Below are 20,044 nucleotides of genomic sequence, written 5' to 3'. Positions count from 1 at the left end.
GAACCGAAAGAGCCCACCCCCGAGAGGGTGGGCTCTTCGCGTTCATGGCGGGGCCGACGAGACTCGAACTCGCGACCTCCGGCGTGACAGGCCGGCGTTCTAACCAAACTGAACTACGACCCCGCTGTCATACCTGAAACCGTAGTATAGCAATCGGGATGCCGCGTGTCAATCTCAGTGTTCGTGACAGCCCCACAAGGTAACAAGAGCCCCGGCCCTCAGGGACCGGGGCTCACGGACTCCTGTTCGGCTCACCGGTAAAGCGCCTTGATGGCGCCCCACGACGTCGACTCGACCGACACCGGAGGACAACCGGCGGGGAAAGCCCCGATATCGGTGCCGCCGGCTCCGGCACCCGCGCAGGGCGATGTGTCCTCGATGCCCAGGTTCGACGGCGGCATGCAGAAGAGCGGGTCCAGGCTCAGGTCCCCGACTCCGGGTGCCACCTCTACGTAGTCGGCGTACTGGTTGTCCCACACATCGTTGTTGTGAAGCTCCGGATGGGGCGGCAGATCCGTGGTCCAGTCGGAGCCGCGGTACACGCCGTAGCTCTCGTTCCAGACGATGATGTTGTTCGAGAGTGTCGCGACGCCCTTCACGACCGTCTCGTTGCCGACGTAGACCTGAACGCCGCAGTCTTCGTTCAGAACGATGGTGTTGTGATCGATGAGAGGGTTCCCGTTGTTGTAGCTCACCATGACGCCCTGCCGGTTCCCGATGATGACGTTGTAGCGAACCACGGCAGAGCACTCCAGACCAAGCCAGACGCCACAGGCCGACCAGCCGGGACCCGTCCCGCCCTGGATCCGGAAACCCTGGACCAGCGTCATGGCGTCGAACGAGCCGCCCATGTGGACCGTGCTGTAGTCGATGGCGGTGCCGTCGATGATGGTGCTGGAGGCACCTGCTCCGATGAGCGCGACGCCGTTCTTCATGATGATGCGCTCGTTGTAGTAGCCCTCGTCGACAAGGACCGTATCGCCGTGGCTCGCCGCGTCCACGGCAGCCTGGATCGTCGAGAAGGGGGCCCGGCCGCTGTCGTCCACGCGGTAGACCGCGCCCCAGGCCGACCCTCCGGCCAGAACAAACACTGCAATTACCGCGATCACATTGATCTTCATTGTCCTCCTCCCTCCTCGTGGGACGGCAGCCCATTCTCCCGACACCGGCCGAACGCCGGTCCTCAGTCAACAGATGCCCCGGGGACATCCGTTGCAGGGTCCTGCCGATCCCGCTCCGTCCGCCTCAACGACCCGCGGCCAGCAGGTAGTAGGCGCCTGAGCAGATCACCTCGCGCAGCCCCCTGAACCACGGGAACGGGAAGCGGACGACGGGAATACCGTATCTCAGCTCGAACGAGGGACGAGATACGAACAGCCGCCGCGCAACGATCTCCGCTCCGGCACCCGGCACCAGTCGCTCGAACGCGCCGATGGTCATCCGGGTACGGGCTATATGCCTCAGGCCCGGATGAGCATGCATGTACGGCGCGTACCGGACCGAGGATTCGCGCAGCTCGACCTGCTGATGGGCGCCGAACGGCGAGTAGTACGGAGGAAAGGTGATGAGGATGTGTCCACTGCCGTCCAGTGCCCCGATGGCATGCTCCATCAGGGTCGGCTTGTCCTCGACGTGCTCGATCACGTCCCGTATAAGGACCAGATCGAATCGCCCGGACAGCGTGTTCGCCAGCTCTGGGTCGAGCACATCGCCCTGAACGAACTCGAGGTTGGGGCGCTGCGGCCAGGGAAACTCATCGATGTCGACGCCGACGCACGAGGCGGCGTCTTCGGCGAAGGCGGCCGTGCAGCCCCCGTCACCACACCCCAGGTCGAGCACCCGCCGACCCTCGTGTGTGACGCCGCTTTCTCGGAGGAAGGGCATGAGGAACCGCTTCGCCAGCGCCCGTTGGTACGCGGAGTAGTACTCGGCCCACGTCCCGAAGTCACCCTTGGCGAGCCTGGCCATGCAAGTCCCCCAATCACCACTGTACCGCGTTCCCATCAACTGTTCAAGAAGATAACAACCTTGGTGCTCACCGTGTCTCCTGCCCGGCGCTTCAGTACTCTCGTGTGACCGTCGTGTTCCGGTAGTAGTGGGCCAGAATGTCGACGTAGCTGAACCCCTGACGGGCACGCTCCAGGGCCCCGTGCTGGCACATGCCGACCCCGTGACCGTAGCCTCTGCCGGACGCCACCAGGCGCGTCACGCGCCCTCCACGCCGGTCGACGTCGAGGTCGAACCAGGCGCTTCGGAGGATCCTGTCCCCTTCCCTGCGGAGCAGCCACCGGCATCTGTCGCCGTAGACGCGCCACGTGCCGGCGTCGGTCTCAACCTCCAGCCACCTCACGCGCCCCGACGGCGTCCGGTCGGTCACGCGCAGATCGCGCACCGACCGCGGCGGCTCGGTGACCGGGGTCGACGCCACCTCGGGCAGGCCCTGATGGACCAGCCGTTCGACGTCCCCGCCGGTCCACTCGACCGTCCACCGGAACCCGCTGCCCTCCCGGCAATAGGCCCGGTCGAGGTCGTCGAGCCCCCCCGGGGTGTCGAGGATCGACGCAAGATAGGGAACCTCCTCCATCTCCCAGACCTCGTGCCGCGCCTCGGTCCTGCCGCCGCAGTTCGCGTGGAAATAGGCGATGACCGGCTCGCCTCCGTAGGTGACGGCCAGTCCGGATGTCTCGAGGACCGCCCGGTCGCTCGTCTCGTGCTCCGCCGCGACCCCTCCGTAGACCTGGTCCGCGACGGTCGCGTGCATGTCGTAGTCGCCGCCGGCACGCTTCCCGCCGGATGCGAGAGCGTACGTCCTGGCGGCGATCGCCTGGGCCTTGACCGCCTCGAGCTCGTCCATCGGCCGGGGGCCGATCTCAAGGGGAACCACGCCCCTGAGGTAGGACTCCAGATCGATGATATTGACGACGGAGAGCCTGCCCGTCAGGTCGAGGAAGATCTCCACCTCGCCGCGGTAGGCCGTGCCGTCCACTGACAGGAAACCGTCGCCCGTCGGTACGACGCGCACGGTGCCGGCGACGATGTCGAAGAGGTCGTCGCCGCTTCGCCCTCTCAGCCCCCTGCCCCCGGCATCGAACCGCCACGCCCGGCCGAGGTTCTCGTACGTGGTCACGGTACCGGCGTAGACGGTCACGCGGTACGGACCGTCGCTCGACACGACGACCGAGCCCGCGCCGCGCACGAGCCCGACGCGCACGAGCGGAGCTGCTGCGACGGCCTCGCTCCATGCCCGGGCGAGCTCGGGGTCGGGCGCGCGACGCTCTACGGGGGGCGCCTTCTCCGTTACATCGCTGTCCCCCGAACCGCCCGGAACGAGGGGTGCGCATCCCCCCACGGCGACGATCAGGACGGGCACGAGGACCGACCAGACTCGGCGCCAAAGAAGAAGGGCGCCTGACCTGACGGCCGGCGCCCCGTGAAGCTCATCGTGCTGAACGCGCTCTGAGCACGCGGGCACGGCTTAGCCCTCCTGCTTCTCCTCGTCCTCTTCGGGAGCCTCCTCGGGCTCCTCCGGGGACTCATCCTCATCGGGAACTTCGTCCGCGGGAACCTCAGCCTTGGCGGGCTTCTTCTCCTCGGTCTCCTCCGGGACGGCCTCAGCGGCCTCCCCGGCCTCCGCGGACTCCGGCGCCTCCTCGGACGCGGCTTCGTCGGCCGGCTCCTCGGCGCCCTCCGGTTCCTCGGTCTTCCCGTGAAGCGACAGCGGTCCTTCCCGCCACGCGTTCTTCTTCTTCCGCTCCCTGAGCTCGACCGGCTCCGTCACAAAGGTGAGCATCGACAGCGTGGCAGCGTCGCCCTTGCGGTCCTCGACCTTGATGATCCTGGTGTAGCCACCGGGACGGTCGGCGTACCGCGGGCCGATCTCCTCGAAGAGTTTGGCCACGACCTTCTTGTCACGCACGACCCGGAGCGCCTGTCTTCGGGCAGCGAGGTCGTCCGGCCCGCGCTTCGCGAGCGTCACGAGCCGTTCCGCGAGCGAACGGACTTCCTTCGCCTTCGCGTCGGTCGTCTCGATCTGCTCGCGCTCGAGAAACGTGGTCACCATGTTGCGGAGCATGGCCTTCCTGTGGCTCCACGTCCTCCCCAGCTTCCTGCCCTTCTTCCTGTGTCGCATCGAACGTCCTGCCTTTCCGCGGTCGATGGGCTCCCGGTTGGTCGCGGCGCTGCTTCGGGGCGCTCCTGCCCCGGAGTATGCCCCCGCGGCGCGGTCGGAGCGCTCTCCCAGGGAAGCGTGCCCCGGGTAGTGTCCCTGTTCCTAGTTCTCGTCCTCTTCGTCGTTCTCGTCGTCGTCGGAGCCCTCGTCGGCCTCCGCTTCGTCATCGTCCCGGCTCTCGGTTTCGTCGAACGCGCCTACGTCCTCACCGGTCTCGTCCGACTCCTCGTCCTCCTCGTCCCTGCGCTTCGGCGCCATGATGACGTCGACGTCCATTCCGAAGTGCAGTCCGAGGTCGGCGAGTATGTCGACCAGTTCCTGGAGCGACTTCCGTCCGAAGTTCCTGTACTTGAGCATCTCGGCTTCGGTCTTCTGCACGAGGTCGCCGAGCGTCCGTATCCCCGCGTCCCTCAGGCAGTTCGACGAACGGACCGAGAGCTCGAGCTCCTCGACGCTGTGCTCCAGGAGCTCCATCAGACGGAGCTGCTCCTCGTCGATCTCCTCCTCGACCTCCTCCTGCGGCTCGACGTCGAACGCCATGAAGAGCAGGAGGTGGTCCTTGAGCATCTTGGCCGAGAACGACACCGCATCCTCGGGTGTGACCGTACCGTCGGTCCACACCTCGAGGGTCAGCTTGTCGTAGTCGGTCCGCTGACCGACACGCGTGTTCTCGACGTCGTAGTGCACGCGCCTGATAGGCGAGAATACCGAGTCGACGGGAACGAACCCGATGGGCTGCTCCTCGAACTCGTGTTCCTCGGCCTGAACGTAGCCCCTCCCCGCGTCGACGATGATCTCGATCTCGAGCGACGATTCGTCGTTCAGCGTCGCTATGTGAAGATCGGGATTCGTGATCTCGACGTTCGGGTTCGGGTCGATCAGCGCGGCCGTGACCTCCCCCGGTCCCTCGACAGCGAGGATCAGCGTCTCGGGGCCGTCGCTCTTCAGCGTGAGGTTGAGCTGCTTGATGTTGAGAATCAGCTCGGTCACGTCCTCCATCACACCGGGTACGACCGAAAACTCGTGAAGCACTCCCCTGAACCGCACGGCGGTCACGGCGGCACCCTGCAGCGACGAGAGCAGTACCCGTCTCAGAGCGTTACCGACCGTGACACCGTATCCCCGTTCGAGCGGTTCGGCGATGAGCTCTCCGTACCGGTCGGTCATGGTCTCGGTGTTCCAGACGATCTCGTCCGGCATCCGTAGATTCTTCCACTTCATTCGCGCTGGCCTCCCCTGAACTGGGCCACCGTGTGATCGAAGAACGACTATCTGGAGTAGAAGTTGACGATCAGCTGGTCGTTCACGGGCGACGGGATCTGGTCCCGCGAGGGAAGTTCGAGGACGCGTCCCATGAACCGCTTCGGGTCAAGCTCCAACCACTCCACCGTGCCGACACCCGACCGCGCATCGAGCGCGGCCCGGATCTCGTCGAGGCTCTGCGACTTCTCGCGCACGCTGACCTCGTCGCCCGGACGAACGAGATAGGAAGGAATGTCGACCTTCTTCCCGTTCACCTGGATGTGACCGTGGGAGACGAACTCCCGGGCGGCCGAGCGCGACCACGCGAAGCCGAGGCGGTAGACGATGTTGTCGAGACGCCGCTCCAGAAGCCGCATGAGGTTCTCGCCCGTCACGCCGCCCTGGCGGTCGGCCTCCTTGTAGTACCGCTTGAACTGCCGTTCCAGCACGCCGTACAGCTCCTTGGCCTTCTGCTTCTCCTTGAGCTGCAGGCCGTACTCTGTCACCTTGCGGCGGCGGCGCTTGCTCTGCTCTCCGGGGCCGTAGGCCCTGCGCTCGAAAGCGCACTTGTCGGTGTAGCAGCGCTGCCCCTTCAGAAAGAGCTTCATGCCGTGGCGGCGGCAGAGCTTGCACCGCGGTCCGTGATACGTTGCCATCTGCTCCAGTACCTCCGTCGTCAGACTCGTCTCTTCTTGGGAGGACGGCAGCCGTTATGCGGGATCGGCGTGACGTCCCTGATCGCCGTGATCTTCAGTCCTGCGGCCTGCAGCGCGCGCACGGCCGCCTCTCTCCCAGGGCCCGGACCCTTCACGCGCACCTCGACCCTTCTGAGCCCCATCGGGATCGCCTGCTCGGCGGCGTTGCTCGCGACGAGCTGCGCCACGAAACCGGTGCTCTTCTTCGACCCACGGAACCCGACGCGGCCCGCACTCGACCACGCGATGGCGTTGCCCTTGCTGTCCGTGAGCGAGACGACGGTGTTGTTGAAGCTCGCCTTGACGTGAGCGATGCCGTCCGGCTCGACCTGCTTCTTCTTGCGCTGAGCCAACTGTTCCTCCTACGTGCAGTGACTACTTCTTGCCGGCCGACTTCCGCTTGCCGGCGACCGTCTTCTTCGGGCCCTTCTGGGTCCGCGCATTCGTTCGGGTCCGCTGTCCCCTGACCGGCAGGTTCCGCCTGTGCCGCCAGCCTCTGTAGCATCCGATGTCCTTCAGGCGCTTGATGCTCAGAGCCAGCTCGGTTCGGAGACTACCCTCGACCCTGTAGTTGTTCTCGATGACCTGACGGATGCGGTTCAGCTCGTCCGCGGTGAGATCCTTGACCCTCGTCGACCCGTCCACACCGGCCTGGTCCAGGATCCTCTCGGACGTCGTGCGTCCGATACCGTAGATATACGTGAGCGCGACGACCGCACGCTTCGCGTCAGGAATGTCAACTCCGACAAGACGCGCCAACTTGAAGACCTCCCTCTTCGGTCCGTTCCTATCCCTGAACCTGGTTGTGTCGTCTGTTCTTGCAGATCACGCGCACCTTGCCGTGCCGTCTGATGAGCTTGCAGTGCTCGCAGATGCGCTTGACTGATGACCGTACCTTCATCGTGCCACCTCCTGAGCGTCCTTCCCCGCGTGTCGGGTCCTTCCCGTCTCCTCACGCGCTCCGGGCGGACGTCGCCCCTTCGCAGTGCGCCCCCGCAGGGACGCCCGCTCGAGGGATCACTTGTACCTGTATGTAATGCGTCCCCGGGACCAGTCGTACGGAGAGACCTCGAGCGTCACGCGGTCACCCGGGAGGATCTTGATGTAGTGCATCCGCATCTTCCCGGAGATGTGAGCGAGGACCTTGTGGCCGTTGTCCAGCTCCACGCGGAACATCGCGTTCGGCAGGGCCTCGACCACGACTCCTTCGACAGTGATCCCCTTCTGCTTCGCCATACTGGGACTCCCTCAGTCCTTCAACTGCTCCCGCTTCGCGGCGCTCAGGGTCAGGATGTCCACGCCGTTGCCCGTCACCACGACGGAGTGCTCGAAGTGCGCCGACAGACTGGCGTCGGCCGTGACCACCGTCCAGCCGTCGGGCAACGTTCTCACGGCGGCGCCGCCCGCGTTGACCATCGGCTCGACCGCGATCACCATCCCGGATCTCAGGACGGGACCGCGTCCGGGAGGCCCGTAGTTCGGCACCTCCGGAGGCTCGTGCATCTCGCGTCCCACGCCGTGTCCCGCGAGCTCCCTGACGACCGAGTACCCGCTCGCCTCAGCGGTCGTCTGGATGACGTTCGAGAGGTCCGAGAGATGTCTCCCGTCGGACGCCGCGGCCAGTCCGTTCATGAGCGCCTGCTGCGTCACGTCCATCAGGCACCTGGCCTCGTCCCGAATCTCGCCCACCGGGAACGTCCTCGCGCCGTCGCCGATGTACCCGGCCTTTCTGACGCCGACGTCCACACCGATGATGTCGCCCTCTTGAAGCTCCCGCTCTCCCGGGATCCCGTGCACGACGACCTCGTTCACCGAAGCGCATATCGAGGCCGGGTAGCCGTGGAACCCCTTGAACTCGGGCGTTCCGCCCTCGTCGCGGATGAACGTCTCGATCTCCCGGTCCAGCGCTCCCGTCGTGACGCCCGGGCTGATCATCCGCTCCGCGAGATCGAGCGCCTCGGCGACGATGCGACCGCTCTCCCGGAGAAGATCGATCTCCTCAGGCTCCCGGATGGCGATCATCGCGCGTCCCCGGAGCCCGAGTCCGCCGTCAGGTCCTCGAGCGCCTCGCTGACCTGCTGCCAGACCGCATCGATGCCGCGCTCGGCGTCGATCCGCGCCACGAGCCCCTGGTCCTTGTAGTGCTCGATCATGGGGCCCGTCAGACGCCGGTACTCCTCGTGTCTCGCCCGGATCGTCTCCGGCTCGTCGTCCGCCCTTCGCTCCAGCGGCCCTCCGCAGACATCACAGAGCTCGTCGTTCTTCGGCGGCTTCGTCTTCAGATTGTAGACCGTCCCGTCCCTGGGGCACGAGAGTCTCGCGCTCAGGCGCTCGACGGCCGCCTCCTCGGAGAGATCGAAGAAGACGACCAGATCGACCGAACGACCGCGCCCGTCGAGAAGCCTGTCGAAGCCCTCGGCCTGCGGCAGCGTCCTCGGAAAGCCGTCGAGGACGACGCCGTCGGCCCACTCCGGGGAATCCAGAAGCTCTCCGACGACCGACAGCATGATCTCGTCCGGAACGAGCTCTCCGGCCTCCATGTACCCGTGGGCCTTCTTCCCGAGCTCCGTCCCGGCCTCGACGGCGCCGCGCAGCAGATCGCCGGTCGAGACATGAGGAACCCCGAACGTGCCGGCCACACGCTTCGCGTGCGTGCCTTTGCCCGCGCCCGGTGCTCCTGCAAGAACGATGATCATCTCGTCTCCCTCGAGGTCCCCGACCGCACGGCCGGGGCCCGGTCTATCGTCTGCGGCCCCTGAGTTTGCCCTTCTTCATGAAGCCGTCGTAATGCCGCATCAGGAGGTGCGACTCGATCTGCGACAGCGTATCGAGACCGACACCGACCACGATGAGGAGTCCCGTGCCGCCGAAGGTGAACGGCGCATTGAACTGCTGCTGCAGGAAGAACGGCAGCACGGCGATGAACGCCAGGAAGAGCGCCCCCGGCAGCGTGATCCTCGTCAGGACGCTGTCGATGTACTCGGCCGTCTTCTTGCCCGGTCGCTTGCCGGGAATGAAGCCGCCGTACTTCTTCATGTTGTCGGCCAGATCGACCGGGTTGAAGATGACCGCCGTGTAGAAGTAGGCGAAGAAGACGATCACCGTCACGTACAGGATCGTGTGCAGCCACGCGCCGGGCCTCAGGAGCGCTGCGATGTCCTGCATGAACGGGTTCCCCTGGAAGAACTCCGCGAGCGTCCCTGGTAACATGATGATCGACTGCGCGAAGATCACCGGGATGACGCCCGCCGTATTGAGCTTCAGGGGAATGTGGGTGCTCTGCCCCCCGTAGACCTTCCGTCCGACGAACCTCTTGGCGTACTGCACGGGTATTCGTCGCTGCGCTGTCGTCATCAGCACGACGGCCGCGACGATGCCGATCATCATGACGACCAGGATGACCAGACCGAACGGGCTCACGGAGCCCATCCGGAGAGCGCGGATCGTGTTAATCCAGTCGTTCGGATACCGCGCGATGATACCCGTGAAGATGATGAGCGAAATGCCGTTCCCGATGCCGCGCTCGGAGATCTGCTCGCCGAGCCACATGATGAAGATGGTGCCCGTCGTCATCGTGAGCATCGTCAGGAGCCTGAATCCCCAGCCCGGCGTCGGAACGATCGGAACACCCTCGTACGCGGGCAGGTGCTCGAGATAGATGCTGATGCCGTACGACTGAACGAGCGCCAGCAGCACGGTCCCGTAGCGCGTGTACTGCGTGATCTTCTTGCGCCCCTCCTCGCCCATCTTCTGCAGTTTCTCGAAGTACGGGATGACCGCCGTCAGGAGCTGCAGGATAATCGAGGCACTGATGTACGGCATGATGCCGAGCGCGAAGATCGTCGCGTTCGCGAAGGCGCCTCCCACGAACATATCGTAGAGACCCAGGAGCGAGCCCTGCTGCTGCGTGAAGTAGCCCGCCAGAGCTGACCCGTTGATCCCCGCGGTCGGCACGTGTCCGCCGACGCGGTAGATGATCAGGATGCCCAGCGTGAACAGCACGCGGCGCTTGAGCTCCGGGATCTTGAAGATGCTCGAGAGGCTCTGGAACATGGAGGCCATGACTCGTGCCTTTCTCTACTTCACGATCTCGACGGTCCCGCCGGCATCCTCGACCTTCTGCTTCGCCGATGCGGAGACCGCATGCACCTTGAGGTTGACCGCTCGGGAGAGCTCACCCGTCCCGAGGAGCTTCACGGGCTTCTTGCCGCTCGTCACGACCCCGCTCGTCCTCAGCACGTCGACGGTGATGTCACCCTCGAGCCCCGATCTCTCGATATCGCGGATGTTGATGACCTCGAACTCGCGGCGATTGGGGTTCTTGAACCCCTTGATCGGAAGACGCCTGGCGAGCGGCATCTGACCGCCCTCGAACCACGGCGGGATCGAACCACCCGAGCGGGACTTCTGCCCCTTGTGGCCCTTCCCGCTCGTCCCGCCGCGCCCCGAGCCCTGGCCGCGTCCGATGCGACGCCTGTTCTTCCGCGCGCCGCTGGCGTGCTTCAAGTCGTTGAGCTTCATTTCATCTCTTCCTTGCGTGTGTCGGGGGATGTCCCCGTCCTACCCGTCGATCTCCTCGACCTCGACCAGGTGGCTGACCTTCGCGATCATCCCTCTGATCTGCGGCGTATCGTCGACCTCGACGACCTGGTGGAGCTTCCTGAGACCGAGCGCCCGTATCGTCTTCTTCTGGCGCCCATCCCTGCGGATGGCGCTGCCCGTCTGCTTGATCCTGAGCCTACTCGCCATTCTCGCCCTCCGCGTTCATGCCGAAGAGCTCGCTGACCTTCACACCGCGTGCGGCGGCGACCTCGGCGGCCGACTGCATCTCCTTCAGGGCCTCGAGCGTCGCCTTGACCACGTTGTGAGGGTTGTTGGAACCCAGCGACTTGGCCAGGACGTCCTTGACGCCGGCACACTCCATGACGTCTCGCACCCCGCCACCCGCGACGATACCCGTTCCCGGACTCGCGGGACGGACCAGCACCCGTCCGGCGCCGAAGCGCCCCGTGACGGCGTAGGGAAGCGTCGCCCCGACCAGCGGGACGTCGATCATCTCCTTCTTCGCCGCCTCGGTGCCCTTCTGGATGGCGGATGCCACGTCGTTGGCCTTGCCGAGCCCGATGCCGACCTTCCCGTTCCGGTTGCCGACGGCGACGAGCGCGTTGAAGCCGAAGCGGCGGCCGCCCTTGACGACCTTCGCGACGCGGTTGATGTGGATCACCCGCTCCTCGAACTCAGGCGTCCCCTCGTCTCTTCTGTTTCTGTACCTCGGTGCTCTGCTTCCCATCGAGCTACAACTCCCTTTCGCGGTGCGGTGGTCCTAGAACTCCAGACCGCCTTCGCGCGCTGCGTCGGCCAGCGCTCTGACCCGGCCGTGATAGAGGTAGCCTCCCCTATCGAAACAGACCTTCTTGATGCCCTTTTCGAGCGCGAGACGAGCCAGGACCTTGCCGACAGCCTTGCTGGCATCGGTCTTCGTGTGTCCCCCGTTCCCCTTCAGCTCCTTCGCGACATCGTCACTGAGGGTGGAAGTCGACACCAGCGTGATGCCCTTCGTGTCGTCGATGAGCTGAGCGTACGTGTGCTTCAGACTCCTGAAGACGCTCAGCCTCGGACGTGAAGCGTTCCCGGAGATCTTCTTCCGGACCGACTTCCGTCGTCTCTGTCTGCCTTCTCGTCGTGCGTTGGTCCTACCGATCATGGTTTCTCACCAGCCTCTGTTCGAAAGCTTGCCGTAGCCGGTTCTAAGCGCCTGACGAGACCGCCAGCTTGCCTGCCTTGCGGCGCACATACTCGTCGTGGTACCTGATGCCCTTGCCCTTGTAGGGCTCCGGCGGCCGGAAGGCGCGGATGTCCGCCGCCGTCTGCCCGACCAGCTGCTTGTCGATGCCCTTCACAACGATCCGTGTCGGTTCCGGAACCTCGATCTCGATGCCCTTGGGAGGCTCGAAGACAACCGGGTGCGAGAACCCGAGCTTGAGCGAGAGCGACTTGCCCTTGAGCTCAGCCGTGTAGCCCACACCGATGATGTCGAGGTTCTTGGAGAACCCCTCGGTCACTCCCTTGACCATGTTCGCGATGAGGGCGCGCATCGTCCCGTAGAGAGCGTGCGCCTCGTTCGACTCCTCGATCTGCGACACGGTCACCGTGCTCCCGTCGAGCGTCGGCTCGGTCCCCCTGAGCACGGGGGCCTCGAGCTCGCCCTTCGGGCCCTTGACCTTGACGACGCCGCCACTGATCGTGACGTTGACCCCCGAGGGGATCTCTATCGGCGCCTTGCCTACTCTCGACATTGTCCAGCTCCTTGACTTATTGGCGGTCCGTGTCCTTCGGACCTCGAGCGGGTCGGGCGCTACCAGACGTGGCAGACGACCTCGCCGCCGACGTGCTCGCGACGGGACTCCTTGCTCGTCAGCACGCCCCTGGGAGTGGAGATGATCGCCGTCCCGTAGTTTGCACGCACCCGCGGGATCTCGTTGGCGCTCACGTACCGTCTGAGCCCCGGCCGCGAGATCCGCTTGATGCCCTGGATGACGCTCGCTCCACTGTTCGTATACTTGAGCTTGATCCGGAGGATCCCCTGCTTCCCATCCTCTTCGACCTTGAGTCCCCGGATGAGGTTCTCCCTCTCGAGCGCTTCGGCGATCGCGACCTTGAACTTCGAGGCCGGGATCTCAACGCTCCGATGCCCTGCCTGGCATGCGTTCCTGATCCTGGTCAGCATGTCGGCGACGGGATCTGTCATCATACGCCGTTTCTCCCTGTCGAGTTCATAAGCGGTGTGGTCGTCGAAGGTCCGGACTCCCCGGACCCCGCCGAGCCAGCTACCAGCTCGCCTTGACTACGCCAGGGATCTCGCCCCTGAGGGCAAGCTCCCGGAAGCAGATTCGGCAGAGCCCGAAGTCGCGAAGATAGCCGCGCGCCCGGCCGCACCGGAAGCATCGGTTGTACTGCCGGACCTGGTACTTCGGCTTACGCTTCTGCTTCTCTACAAGCGCCTTCTTGGCCAATCGTCCTCTCCTTCGTTTCCTCTAACCCTGCCTTCTGAAAGGCATGTTCATGAGCTTCAGAAGCTCGAACGCCTCCTCGTCGGTCTCGGCCGACGTGACGATCGTGATGTCCATGCCGACGATCGACCCGACGTCGTCGTAGTCGATCTCCGGAAAGATGACCTGCTCGTCGAGACCGAACGTGTAGTTGCCGCGCCCGTCGAACGAGTCGGTCGGCAGTCCGCGGAAGTCGCGGATCCGCGGCGCCGCGATCGAGACGAGCCGGTCGAAGAACTCGTACATCCGGTCGCCCCGGAGCGTCACCTTGCAGCCGACCGGCTGTCCCTCTCTGAGCTTGAAGTTGGCGATCGACTTCTTCGACCGGGTCATCTTCGGCTTCTGGCCGGTGATCGTGGCCAGCTCGTTCATCGCGGTCTCGAGGATCTTGATGTCGTCCTTGGCCTCGGACAGACCGATGTTGACGACGATCTTCTTTATCCTCGGCACCATCATCGGGTTCGGATACTCGAACCGCTTCATGAGCGCCGGGATGACGTCGTCCGCGTATCTCGTCTTCATTCGTGCGATGTACTCAGGCATCCTGCTGCTCCGCTTCGTGGGGCTCCTCGGGAGTCCCCTGGCTGGACTGACGACCCTGGACGCTCACGCTACCTGCGCTCGATCATCTCCCCGCACTGCGCGCAGAGACGGGACTTCGTCTTGTCCGCCAGGATCTTCGTCCGAACTCTCACACCTTCGTTGCACTTCGAGCACACGAGCTTGACGTTGGAGACGTGGATCGGTGCCTCCTTCTCGATGATCCCGCCCTGCTCACCCTGGCGGCGGGGTCTCGTGTGCCGCTGGATGAAGTTCACGCCCTCGACGACAACACGGCTCGACTGCGGCAGGACCTTCAGGACCTTGCCGCGCTTCCCGCGGTCGTTCCCTGCGATCACCTCAACGATGTCGTTTCTCGCGATATGCATAGTCCTCACTCATTCCCGAACGATCGTACCGGTGCCCCGCCTAGAGAACCTCCGGAGCGAGAGCGACGATCTTCATGAACTTCTTCTCTCTGAGCTCGCGCGCCACCGGACCGAAGATGCGCGTGCCCAGGGGCTCGCCCTGCGGATTCACGAGCACGGCCGCGTTGTCGTCGAAGCGGATGTAGGTCCCGTCGCGGCGCTTGATCTCCTTCTTCGTACGCACGATAACGGCCTTCACGACCTGCTTCTTCTTGACGTTGCCGCCCGGTATCGCTGAGCGAACGCTGGCGATGACGACATCGCCGACGCGCGCGTAGCGCCGCTTCGACCCGCCCAGGACCTTGAAGCAGCGTACCTCCTTGGCACCGGAGTTGTCCGCCACTCTGAGCTTTGTGTACTCCTGAATCATAGTGTCAGCCTCTTCGCTTCTCGCCCGCTACTGGGCTCTTCTGATGATCTCGATGAGTCGCCAGCGCTTGTCCTTGCTGAGCGGACGGGTCTCGGCGATACGCACCGTGTCGCCGACCTGGCACTGGTTCGTCTCGTCGTGGACCTTGAACCTCGACGTCCTCTTGACGTAGCGCCCGTAGAGCGGGTGCTTGACGAGACGGGTCACGGCTACGACGGCCGTCTTGTCCATCTTGTCGCTCACGACGTGTCCCACTCGGACCTTGCGACGGCCACGCTTCTCGGTCTGGGTCATACGTTCCTGCTCCGATTTCTTTTCCGGTCCGTGTCTCGTTCCGGATTACTCGCCCTGTGCGCCGGCCATCGACCCCTCGTTGAGGATCGTCTGAAGCCGCGCGATGTCCTTCTTCACCTCGCGGATCCTGAGAGGATTCCCGAGCTGACCCGTCTTGTGCTGGAATCTCAGGTTGAAGAGCTCTTCCCGAGCCTCCCTGAGACGCTGGTCCAGTTCCTCGCGGGTCAATGTTCTGAGCTCAGAGGCCTTCACGTTGAACGTCCTTTCGAACCTACACCTCGCGAATCGTGAACTTCGTCTTCACCGGGAGCTTGTGGCTCGCAAGCCTGAGACAGTCCCGAGCGACCTCCTCGGTCACACCCTCGATCTCAAGGAGGATCCTGCCGGGCTTCACGACGGCGACCCAGTGATCGAGCGCCCCCTTGCCCTTCCCCATCCTCGTCTCGGCAGGCTTCTTCGTGATCGGCTTGTCGGGGAAGATCCTGAACCACACCTTGCCCCGGCGCTGCATCTTGCGCGTGACTGCGATACGTGCAGCCTCGATCTGACGCGCCGTGATCCAGCCGGGTTCCAGGGCGCGGAGCCCGTACTCGCCGAAGTCCAGCTTCCGGGCGCCCTTGGTCTTGCCCTTCATGCGCCCCTTCTGCATCTTGCGGTGCTTCGTCCGCTTCGGTTCCAGCATGATTACCGATCCTTGATCTCGCGTTTGCTCCTGTCACCGCGCCCACTCGGGCGCTTGCGATCACGTCCGCCGCCACCGCGGCCGCCGCGGCCGCCGCGCCTGTCATCGCGCTTCCCGCGGGCACCCTTGCGGCGATCGCGCCGGTCCCGGCGGTCACGCCCGCCGTCGTCCCCGCCGCCCGGACGTCCTCTGCTGTCGCTGCCCGTGGAGCTGCCGATGCCGTGGCCGCCGAGCTTCTCGCCCTTGAAGATCCACACCTTCACGCCGACCGTGCCGTGCGTTGTGCGGGCCGTCGAATTGGCGAAGTCGATCTCGGCGCGGAGGGTGTGCAGCGGGACGCGCCCCTCATGCTGCTCCTGCACGCGCCGCATCTCGGAGCCGCCAAGTCGTCCCCCGCACCTGATGCGGACACCCTGCGCCCCCATGCGCATCGCGGACTCGACGGCCTTCCTCATGGCACGCCGGTATCCGACACGCTGCTCGAGCTGCCGTGCGATGTGGTCAGCAACAAGCTGGGCGTCGAGCTCGACACGCTTGACCTCCTCGATGTTGATGCGGATGTCGCGGCCCGTCAGGTGCTCAAGCTCCTTGTTGAGCCGCTCGACCTCGATGCCCTTCCGCCCGATCACGATACCCGGCCGCGCCGTGTGCACGTTGACCACGACCTGGTCGGCCTTGCGCTCGATGATCACGTCGGAGATCCCTGCCCGCGACAGCTTCGTCTCGATATACTTGCGGATCTTCAGGTCCTCACGCAGGAACTCGGGGTAGCTCTTTCTGGCGAACCACTTCGACTTCCAGGTCCTGTTGATACCGAGCCTCAGGCCGACGGGATGCGTCTTCTGCCCCAAATCCAGCCTCCTCGTCCTACGACGTGCTCTCGCCGCGGTCGCCAACGACGACCGTGATGTGACTCGTTCTCTTTCTCACCATGGTTGCCCGCCCCATCGCTCGGGGCATGTAGCGCTTCATCGTCGGCCCCTCATCGACGTACGCCTCCTTGACGACGAGGTCCGATGTGTCGAGATGCGAACCCTCTTCCGACTGGAACAGGTTCGACACCGCCGAACGCAGGGTCTTCTCGACCGGCGCGCTCGCGGCCCTCTTCATGTAGTGCAGCGTCTGGAGGGACTCGTCGACGTTCTGTCCCCGGATGAGGTCGATGACCTGCCGCACTTTCCGGGGCGCCATGCGGACGAATCGTTTTCTCGCTCGTGCTTCCATCTCTCGGTCTCCGATGTACATGACCCCTCGCGATGTCGCCCTCGGGGTCGAGTGTCGGCCGGCCGCGCGGAACGCTCCCGCGTCCCGCCGTCCTCAGTGCCTACTTCCTGATCGTCGTCGCCTCGCGGCTCCTGTGCGCGCGGAACGTCCGCGTGTACGCGAACTCGCCGAGCTTGTGACCGACCATGTTCTCCGTGATGTACACGGGGATGAACTTGTGGCCGTTGTGCACGGCGATCGTGTGGCCCACGAACTCCGGTGGTATGACGGAACTCCTGGCCCACGTCTGGATCACGCGCTTCTCACCGACGCGGTCCATCGCGCGGACCTTCTTCAGGAGCTTCTCGTCGATGTAGGGGCCCTTCTTGCTGGAACGGGTCATTTCCCTGAGACCTTTCCTTCTGCTCGTTCGTACGTGAGCGCTCGAACGTGCCTGACGGCGCTACCGCTTCTTCTTCCGTCTTCTCGTGACGATGAGTCTGTCGGACGACTTCTTCCGTCGCGTCTTCCCGCCCTTCGCGGGCTTGCCCCACGGCGAGCAGGGATGCCGTCCACCGGAGGACTTCGCCTCGCCTCCGCCCATCGGGTGGTCGACGGGGTTCATGGCGACGCCGCGGGTCTTCGGCCGCCTGCCCAGCCAGCGCTGCCGACCGGCCTTACCGAGCGAGATGCTCTCGTGCTCGATGTTCCCGACCTGCCCGAGCGTGGCGTAGCACTCGGCGTCGACCAGCCTGACCTCGCCGGATGGCAGTCGGACGTGCGCGTGCTTGCCCTCGCGCGCCATGAGCTGGGCGGCGCCTCCGGCACCGCGGGCCAGACGGCCGCCCGCCCCCCTTCTGAGCTCGACATTGTGGATCGTCATGCCCAGCGGGATGCGCTTCAGAGGCAGCGCGTTGCCGATGCCGATGCCTGCGTTCTCTCCCGACATGACGGTGTCGCCGACCGACAGCTTGTCCGGTGCGAGAATGTAGCGCTTCTCACCGTCCTGGTAGTGAAGGAGCGCGATCCGCGCGGACCGGTTGGGGTCGTACTCTATGGCGGCGACCCTGGCCGGCACATCATGCTTGTCCCGGCGGAAGTCGATGACACGGTACATCCGCTTGTGTCCGCCGCCACGGCGCCGAACAGTCATGCGTCCCTGGTTGTTCCGCCCGCCCTTCTTCTTGATGGGCTGGAGAAGGGACTTCTCCGGCTTCGTCTTCGTGATCTCCTTGAACGAGGAGACCGTCTTGTATCGAAGCGACGGTGTTGTCGGCCTGAACTTCTTCACAGCCATTTGGGTTCGCTCCCGACTTGCCTTGCTGAAAGCACTAGACGTGCTCGAAGAACTCGATCGTGTCGCCTTCCTTCAGCGTAACGATCGCCTTCTTCCAGCCCGGTCTTCTTCCCTCGAAACGGCCGAGGCGCTTCAGCTTGTGCGGCACGGAGATCGTGTGCACATCGGTGACCTTGACGCTGAAAAGCGACTCGATGGCCTTGCGGATCTCTATCTTGTTCGCGTCACTCGAGACCTTGAACGCTACGACGTTCGCCTTCTCTCCCGCGCGCGCGATCTTCTCGGTGACGACCGGTTCCAGGATGATCTTCCTCGGGTCGCGGCTCATTCTCCGAACACCTCCTCGACAACTCCGAGGGCGCCCTCGGTCATGATGACCACGTCCGCCCGCAGGAGGTAGTAGGTCGTAATGTCTCTGGCGCGCAGCACCTCGAGGTTCGGTATGTTCCTCGAAGACAGGAGGAGCTTCTCGTCCGCCTCCTTGACGACGAGGAGAGCGAATCCGTCCCCGACGCCCAGGGCGCCGAGCATCGTCGCCACGTCCTTCGTGCTGACACGCTCGAGCTCGAAGTCCTCGACCATGCGCACGGCGTCATCCGCTGCCTTCGCCGACAGCGCCGACTTGAGCGCGAGCCGCCTGATCTTCTTCGGCAGCCTCATACCGTGGTCTCTCGGCTTCGGGCCGAACGTGATGCCGCCGCCCCTCCACTGCGAGATCCTCGACGAGCCGACTCGGGCCCGGCCGGTGCCTTTCTGGCGCCACGGCTTGCGTCCGCCGCCCGAGACGTCGCTTCTGCCCTTCGTCTTGACGGTCCCACGCCGCTGATTGGCGAGGTACGTCCTGACGGCCTCGTACATCACGTGCTCGTTCGGCTCGATGCCGAACAGGCGCTCGGGCAGCGCGACCTCTCCGCGCTTCTCGCCGCCCCTGGTGTGCACAGGTACAGTGTTAGCCATCTTGCTTGCCTCACTTCAGTGGTTCGTCGCGACGTCGCCGCTTCTAGGCGACGGCCCCGTGCTTCCTGACGATGACGTACTGGTTGCTCGGACCCGGAACGGAACCCTTGACGAGCAGGAGGTTCTTCTCGGCGTCAACCTCGACGATCGAGATGCTCCTGATCGTCACGCGGTCGCATCCCATCCGCCCGGGGAGCTTCCTCCCCTTCCAGACCTTCGCGGGGGACGCGCTCTGCCCGATCGAGCCCGGCGCGCGGCGGTTCTTGTTGCCGTGCGTCCTGCGGCCGACCGACTTCCCGTGCCTTCGAACGCTGCCCTGGAAGCCGCGTCCCTTCGAGGTCCCGACGACGTCCACCAGCTCACCCGGCTCGAAGATGTCGACTCGGACCTCCTGCCCCAGCGAGTACTGCCCGGGGTCGTTCACCCTGAACTCCGAGAGCTTCCGAAGGGGAACGACGCCCGCCTTCTCGAAGTGCCCGGCGCGGGGCTTTCTCACGGACTTCGGACGGGCGCGGTCGAACCCGAGCTGAACCGCCTCGTACCCGTCGATGTCCTTCGTCTTGACCTGGGTGACGACGCACGGTCCGGCCTCGATCACCGTCACCGGGACGGCCGTACCGTCCTCGTCGAAGATGCGCGTCATCCCCAGCTTCTTTCCGATGATTCCCGTCATTCCCTTGTCACTCCCGTGAAACCGGCGGTCCGCCGCTGCCGCGCGACGATCGACCTCCGGTGTCCGACACCTGCCAAACGCCCCCGGGCGGACGCCCGGACGCTGCTACTCGACCTTGATCGAGATGTCGACACCACCAGGCAGATCGAGATCCATCAGCGAATCGAGCGTCTTCTGCGTCGAGTTCGTGATGTCGATCAGCCGCTTGTGCGTGCGGATCTCGAACTGCTCCCGCGACTTCTTGTCGATGTGCGGCGACCGAAGGACCGTGTAGATCCTGCGCTTCGTGGGAAGCGGTATCGGACCCGAGATCGTGCCGCCGGTCTCCCTGACCACCCGGACGATCTCCGCCGCCGACTGGTCGAGCGTCGCGTGCTCGTAGGCCATCAGACGAATGCGGATTCGCTGGCCTGCCACGTGTGCCCCTCCTTGCTACTCCAGAATCT

Annotated in this window: 34 protein-coding genes and 1 tRNA gene; all 35 read right to left on the bottom strand. The window is 64.8% G+C overall.

The features are described from left to right. Positions 1-45 precede the first annotated feature (45 nt). A tRNA-Asp gene (locus GF405_02735) sits at positions 46-123 on the bottom strand. A gap of 128 nt (positions 124-251) precedes the next feature. Beyond that, positions 252-1,121 (bottom strand): DUF1565 domain-containing protein, encoded by an 870-nt coding sequence (locus GF405_02730; protein ID MBD3367076.1) that lies wholly within the window; start codon positions 1,119-1,121, stop codon positions 252-254. Between the two features lie 124 nt (positions 1,122-1,245). Beyond that, positions 1,246-2,004, bottom strand: a complete 759-nt coding sequence (locus GF405_02725) for a methyltransferase domain-containing protein (protein MBD3367075.1) — start codon at positions 2,002-2,004, stop codon at positions 1,246-1,248. A 55-nt stretch (positions 2,005-2,059) separates the two neighbouring features. Next, on the bottom strand, positions 2,060-3,472 hold the full coding sequence (locus tag GF405_02720) for a SpoIID/LytB domain-containing protein (GenBank protein ID MBD3367074.1): 1,413 nt from the start codon (positions 3,470-3,472) through the stop codon (positions 2,060-2,062). A gap of 3 nt (positions 3,473-3,475) precedes the next feature. Next, complete coding sequence (rplQ, locus tag GF405_02715; GenBank protein ID MBD3367073.1) at positions 3,476-4,129, bottom strand: 50S ribosomal protein L17; 654 nt, start codon at positions 4,127-4,129, stop codon at positions 3,476-3,478. A gap of 141 nt (positions 4,130-4,270) precedes the next feature. Further along, complete coding sequence (locus tag GF405_02710; GenBank protein ID MBD3367072.1) at positions 4,271-5,389, bottom strand: DNA-directed RNA polymerase subunit alpha; 1,119 nt, start codon at positions 5,387-5,389, stop codon at positions 4,271-4,273. Positions 5,390-5,436: 47 nt separating this feature from the next. Beyond that, positions 5,437-6,066, bottom strand: coding sequence for a 30S ribosomal protein S4 (gene rpsD, locus GF405_02705; GenBank protein ID MBD3367071.1), 630 nt, complete (start codon positions 6,064-6,066; stop codon positions 5,437-5,439). A gap of 20 nt (positions 6,067-6,086) precedes the next feature. Continuing rightward, positions 6,087-6,458 (bottom strand): 30S ribosomal protein S11, encoded by a 372-nt coding sequence (gene rpsK, locus GF405_02700; GenBank protein ID MBD3367070.1) that lies wholly within the window; start codon positions 6,456-6,458, stop codon positions 6,087-6,089. A 22-nt stretch (positions 6,459-6,480) separates the two neighbouring features. Beyond that, positions 6,481-6,864: a 30S ribosomal protein S13 gene (gene rpsM / locus GF405_02695; GenBank protein ID MBD3367069.1), complete on the bottom strand. Its 384-nt coding sequence runs from the start codon at positions 6,862-6,864 to the stop codon at positions 6,481-6,483. Between the two features lie 28 nt (positions 6,865-6,892). Next, complete coding sequence (rpmJ, locus tag GF405_02690; GenBank protein ID MBD3367068.1) at positions 6,893-7,006, bottom strand: 50S ribosomal protein L36; 114 nt, start codon at positions 7,004-7,006, stop codon at positions 6,893-6,895. Positions 7,007-7,122: 116 nt separating this feature from the next. Beyond that, on the bottom strand, positions 7,123-7,341 hold the full coding sequence (gene infA, locus GF405_02685; protein ID MBD3367067.1) for a translation initiation factor IF-1: 219 nt from the start codon (positions 7,339-7,341) through the stop codon (positions 7,123-7,125). 12 nt (positions 7,342-7,353) lie between these two features. Further along, entirely contained in the window at positions 7,354-8,127 is a 774-nt protein-coding gene (map, locus tag GF405_02680; protein ID MBD3367066.1) for a type I methionyl aminopeptidase, read from the bottom strand. Beyond that, positions 8,124-8,801, bottom strand: a complete 678-nt coding sequence (locus GF405_02675) for an adenylate kinase (GenBank protein MBD3367065.1) — start codon at positions 8,799-8,801, stop codon at positions 8,124-8,126. The genes map and GF405_02675 overlap by 4 nt, the downstream gene beginning before the upstream one ends. 43 nt (positions 8,802-8,844) lie before the next feature. Then, on the bottom strand, positions 8,845-10,158 hold the full coding sequence (gene secY, locus GF405_02670; GenBank protein ID MBD3367064.1) for a preprotein translocase subunit SecY: 1,314 nt from the start codon (positions 10,156-10,158) through the stop codon (positions 8,845-8,847). Positions 10,159-10,182: 24 nt separating this feature from the next. After that, entirely contained in the window at positions 10,183-10,626 is a 444-nt protein-coding gene (gene rplO / locus GF405_02665) for a 50S ribosomal protein L15 (protein ID MBD3367063.1), read from the bottom strand. A 39-nt stretch (positions 10,627-10,665) separates the two neighbouring features. After that, on the bottom strand, positions 10,666-10,854 hold the full coding sequence (gene rpmD, locus GF405_02660; GenBank protein MBD3367062.1) for a 50S ribosomal protein L30: 189 nt from the start codon (positions 10,852-10,854) through the stop codon (positions 10,666-10,668). Then, complete coding sequence (gene rpsE / locus GF405_02655; protein ID MBD3367061.1) at positions 10,844-11,395, bottom strand: 30S ribosomal protein S5; 552 nt, start codon at positions 11,393-11,395, stop codon at positions 10,844-10,846. The genes rpmD and rpsE overlap by 11 nt, the downstream gene beginning before the upstream one ends. Positions 11,396-11,428: 33 nt before the next feature. Further along, on the bottom strand, positions 11,429-11,809 hold the full coding sequence (locus tag GF405_02650) for a 50S ribosomal protein L18 (GenBank protein ID MBD3367060.1): 381 nt from the start codon (positions 11,807-11,809) through the stop codon (positions 11,429-11,431). Positions 11,810-11,852: 43 nt separating this feature from the next. Further along, positions 11,853-12,401: a 50S ribosomal protein L6 gene (rplF, locus tag GF405_02645; protein ID MBD3367059.1), complete on the bottom strand. Its 549-nt coding sequence runs from the start codon at positions 12,399-12,401 to the stop codon at positions 11,853-11,855. A gap of 59 nt (positions 12,402-12,460) precedes the next feature. Next, positions 12,461-12,856 (bottom strand): 30S ribosomal protein S8, encoded by a 396-nt coding sequence (rpsH, locus tag GF405_02640; protein MBD3367058.1) that lies wholly within the window; start codon positions 12,854-12,856, stop codon positions 12,461-12,463. A gap of 76 nt (positions 12,857-12,932) precedes the next feature. Then, complete coding sequence (locus GF405_02635) at positions 12,933-13,118, bottom strand: type Z 30S ribosomal protein S14 (protein ID MBD3367057.1); 186 nt, start codon at positions 13,116-13,118, stop codon at positions 12,933-12,935. A gap of 21 nt (positions 13,119-13,139) precedes the next feature. Further along, positions 13,140-13,685 carry a 50S ribosomal protein L5 gene (rplE, locus tag GF405_02630; GenBank protein MBD3367056.1) on the bottom strand — a complete coding sequence of 182 codons (546 nt, stop codon included), beginning with the start codon at positions 13,683-13,685 and terminating at the stop codon, positions 13,140-13,142. 80 nt (positions 13,686-13,765) lie between these two features. Beyond that, the gene (locus GF405_02625) at positions 13,766-14,083 is read right to left on the bottom strand and encodes a 50S ribosomal protein L24 (protein MBD3367055.1); all 318 of its coding nucleotides are present in this window, start codon (positions 14,081-14,083) and stop codon (positions 13,766-13,768) included. A gap of 40 nt (positions 14,084-14,123) precedes the next feature. Further along, on the bottom strand, positions 14,124-14,492 hold the full coding sequence (gene rplN, locus GF405_02620; GenBank protein MBD3367054.1) for a 50S ribosomal protein L14: 369 nt from the start codon (positions 14,490-14,492) through the stop codon (positions 14,124-14,126). Between the two features lie 27 nt (positions 14,493-14,519). After that, positions 14,520-14,786, bottom strand: a complete 267-nt coding sequence (gene rpsQ / locus GF405_02615; GenBank protein MBD3367053.1) for a 30S ribosomal protein S17 — start codon at positions 14,784-14,786, stop codon at positions 14,520-14,522. 45 nt (positions 14,787-14,831) lie between these two features. Further along, complete coding sequence (gene rpmC, locus GF405_02610; protein ID MBD3367052.1) at positions 14,832-15,038, bottom strand: 50S ribosomal protein L29; 207 nt, start codon at positions 15,036-15,038, stop codon at positions 14,832-14,834. 19 nt (positions 15,039-15,057) lie between these two features. Then, positions 15,058-15,468, bottom strand: coding sequence for a 50S ribosomal protein L16 (gene rplP / locus GF405_02605; GenBank protein ID MBD3367051.1), 411 nt, complete (start codon positions 15,466-15,468; stop codon positions 15,058-15,060). A gap of 2 nt (positions 15,469-15,470) precedes the next feature. Next, the gene (gene rpsC, locus GF405_02600; protein MBD3367050.1) at positions 15,471-16,319 is read right to left on the bottom strand and encodes a 30S ribosomal protein S3; all 849 of its coding nucleotides are present in this window, start codon (positions 16,317-16,319) and stop codon (positions 15,471-15,473) included. A gap of 16 nt (positions 16,320-16,335) precedes the next feature. Beyond that, the gene (rplV, locus tag GF405_02595) at positions 16,336-16,692 is read right to left on the bottom strand and encodes a 50S ribosomal protein L22 (protein MBD3367049.1); all 357 of its coding nucleotides are present in this window, start codon (positions 16,690-16,692) and stop codon (positions 16,336-16,338) included. Between the two features lie 100 nt (positions 16,693-16,792). Next, a complete protein-coding gene (gene rpsS / locus GF405_02590) occupies positions 16,793-17,074 on the bottom strand; it encodes a 30S ribosomal protein S19 (protein MBD3367048.1) in 282 nt (93 codons plus the stop codon). 60 nt (positions 17,075-17,134) lie between these two features. Next, complete coding sequence (rplB, locus tag GF405_02585) at positions 17,135-17,968, bottom strand: 50S ribosomal protein L2 (GenBank protein MBD3367047.1); 834 nt, start codon at positions 17,966-17,968, stop codon at positions 17,135-17,137. Between the two features lie 34 nt (positions 17,969-18,002). After that, positions 18,003-18,296 carry a 50S ribosomal protein L23 gene (gene rplW / locus GF405_02580; protein ID MBD3367046.1) on the bottom strand — a complete coding sequence of 98 codons (294 nt, stop codon included), beginning with the start codon at positions 18,294-18,296 and terminating at the stop codon, positions 18,003-18,005. Then, entirely contained in the window at positions 18,293-18,925 is a 633-nt protein-coding gene (gene rplD / locus GF405_02575) for a 50S ribosomal protein L4 (GenBank protein MBD3367045.1), read from the bottom strand. The genes rplW and rplD overlap by 4 nt, the downstream gene beginning before the upstream one ends. A gap of 43 nt (positions 18,926-18,968) precedes the next feature. Further along, positions 18,969-19,598 (bottom strand): 50S ribosomal protein L3, encoded by a 630-nt coding sequence (gene rplC, locus GF405_02570; protein MBD3367044.1) that lies wholly within the window; start codon positions 19,596-19,598, stop codon positions 18,969-18,971. A 105-nt stretch (positions 19,599-19,703) separates the two neighbouring features. After that, entirely contained in the window at positions 19,704-20,015 is a 312-nt protein-coding gene (gene rpsJ, locus GF405_02565) for a 30S ribosomal protein S10 (GenBank protein MBD3367043.1), read from the bottom strand. Positions 20,016-20,044 lie beyond the last annotated feature (29 nt).

Origin of the sequence: Candidatus Effluviviaceae Genus V sp. (assembly GCA_014728125.1) — a bacterium.
Classification (GTDB): Bacteria; Joyebacterota; Joyebacteria; order Joyebacterales; family Joyebacteraceae; genus WJMD01.
The sequence above is the reverse complement of the archived record's forward strand: the minus strand, read 5'-3'. Positions and strand labels throughout refer to the sequence as shown.